General features: G+C 59.6%; 3 protein-coding genes. 2 read left to right on the top strand and 1 reads right to left on the bottom strand.

Annotated features, from left to right (window positions below):
• Both AB5Y85_RS19415 and bacA read left to right on the top strand, forming a co-directional pair.
• A partial coding sequence (locus AB5Y85_RS19415; RefSeq protein ID WP_368221993.1) for a galactose-1-epimerase occupies positions 1–890 on the top strand: 890 nt, incomplete at its 5' end.
• Positions 891–1,004: 114 nt separating this feature from the next.
• Entirely contained in the window at positions 1,005–1,820 is an 816-nt protein-coding gene (gene bacA / locus AB5Y85_RS19410) for an undecaprenyl-diphosphate phosphatase (protein ID WP_005355537.1), read from the top strand.
• A gap of 65 nt (positions 1,821–1,885) precedes the next feature.
• On the opposite strand, the gene AB5Y85_RS19405 is transcribed toward bacA, so the two are convergent.
• Positions 1,886–2,095, bottom strand: a 210-nt coding sequence (locus AB5Y85_RS19405) for an integrase core domain-containing protein (protein ID WP_368221854.1), incomplete at its 5' end; no start/stop codon positions are given.

The raw sequence follows: 2,095 nt of genomic DNA, 5'->3' as shown, positions 1-2,095 counted from the left end.
TGGCGGGCGAACGGCGTGAAGTGCTGCTGGGCTGTGCCGACGACGCCTATCCCACCCAGCAGGTGTGGCTGGGCGCGGTGGCAGGACGCTTTGCCAACCGCATCGGCGGTGCCGAGCTGGTGCGTGATGGACAGCGCTGGCCGCTGAATGCCAATCAGGCACCCAACTGTCTGCACGGCGGGCAGGCAGGCTTTCATCGCCAGCACTGGCGGATCAAGGAACTGGAAGCGGATCGGGTCAAGCTGGCGCTGCTCTCCCGAGCGGGGGATCAGGGCTTTCCCGGCAATCTGCGGGTCACCCTGGAGTACCGGCTGGAGCAGAGCGATCTGGTGGTCGATTTTGTGGCCAGCACGGATGCCACAACCCCGGTCAGCCTCACCAGCCACGCCTACTTCAATCTCGATGGGCAAACCGATGGCGGCGATATCCGTGACCACCTCATCAGCATCAATGCCGACCACTTCCTGCCGACCGACCCGAGCGGTTTGCCGATCACCATCACTCCGGTGGAGGGGCCATTCGATCTGCGCCGCGAGCGCCTTATCGGACAGGATTGGCTGAGCCATCCCCAGCAGCAACAGGCCAAGGGGTACGATCATGCCTTTGTGCTCAATGGACCGGAGCAGAAGTGGGCAGCTCGTGTGGTATCAGGTGACAGACAGTTGGCGATGGAGGTCTACACCAACCAACCCTCGCTGCAGTTTTACACCGGCAACTGGCTGGCCAATACCCCGAACCGCAGCGGCCTGTCACACCGGGATCACGACGGCTTCTGTCTTGAGGCGCAACAGCTACCGGACAGCCCCAATCGCCCCGAGCTGGGCACCCCCTGGCTGTTGACGGGCGAGCGTTATCACCACCAGACCCGCTACCGTTTTATCCGCGACTGACTTAAAGGTTTCATGATTTTTACATAGCCTCGGCAGTCACTATCGAGCAAGATAAGCCGCCCCGAGACCCTCCCGGGGCGTTTTACATCAACGAAGTTAAGGATTGTTTGTTCGATGACTGACACTTATAGCCTGCTGGTCGCCTTTATTCTGGGCGTCGTCGAGGGGCTGACCGAGTTCCTCCCCGTCTCCTCCACCGGCCACATGATTATCGTCGGCCATCTGCTGGGCTTTGAAGGGCCCAAGGCTGCCACTTTCGAAGTGGTGATCCAGCTTGGCTCCATCCTCGCCGTGGTCGCCGTCTTCTGGCGCCGCCTGTTTGGCCTGATTGGCATCCACTTCGGCCAGAAGCCGTCTCGGGATCACGCCACCCTGTCGCTTGTACATGTCATCCTCGGCATGATGCCCGCCATCGTGGTCGGTCTGGCCATCCACAGCTGGATCAAGGCCAACCTGTTTGGCCCACAAACCGTAATGTACGCGCTGGTCGCGGGGGGCATCCTGCTGATCATCGCCGAGAAATTCCGCCCGGCCGTCACAGCCGAAACCCTGGATGACATCAGCTACAAGCAGGCGTTCGGCATCGGTCTGTTCCAGTGTCTCGCCCTGTGGCCCGGCTTCTCCCGCTCCGGCGCCACCATCAGTGGTGGCATGCTGATGGGGATCAGCCGTCACGCCGCCGCCGAGTTCTCCTTCATCATGGCAGTGCCCATGATGGTGGCGGCCAGCGGGCTGGATCTCTACAAGAGCCGCGATTTCCTCTCGATGGCCGACTTCCCGATGTTTGCAGTGGGCTTTATCACCGCCTTCGTGGTAGCGATGTTTGCGATCAAGACCTTCCTGACATTGATCCGCCGCATCGACTTTATCCCGTTCGCCATCTACCGCTTTATCGTGGCATTCGCCGTCTATCTGGTGTTTGTCGCCTGACCGGCAACCAGCAATCTGTCTAGTCCTGAAATAGGTTTACACATTTTCAACTAGCATTTCTCTACTCAGAACCCCCTATGTGCCGCATCGGGGGTTCTGTATTTCAACGCATGATGCGGCCGCTCCTCGTTGTAAATATCCACCGCTTCACGCACCATTTCCCGCGCTTGCGTCAAATCCTGCGGGCTTTGCAACAATAACTCTCCTTTCAAAATCCCGTTCACCCGCTCCGCCAACGCATTCTGGTAACAGTCATACCCATCCGTCATCGAGCA

This window comes from Aeromonas sp. R3-1, assembly GCF_040908345.1.
Lineage (GTDB): Bacteria > Pseudomonadota > Gammaproteobacteria > Enterobacterales > Aeromonadaceae > Aeromonas > Aeromonas veronii.
Note: the sequence above shows the minus strand (reverse complement) of the source record. Positions and strands in the feature narration are given on the sequence as shown.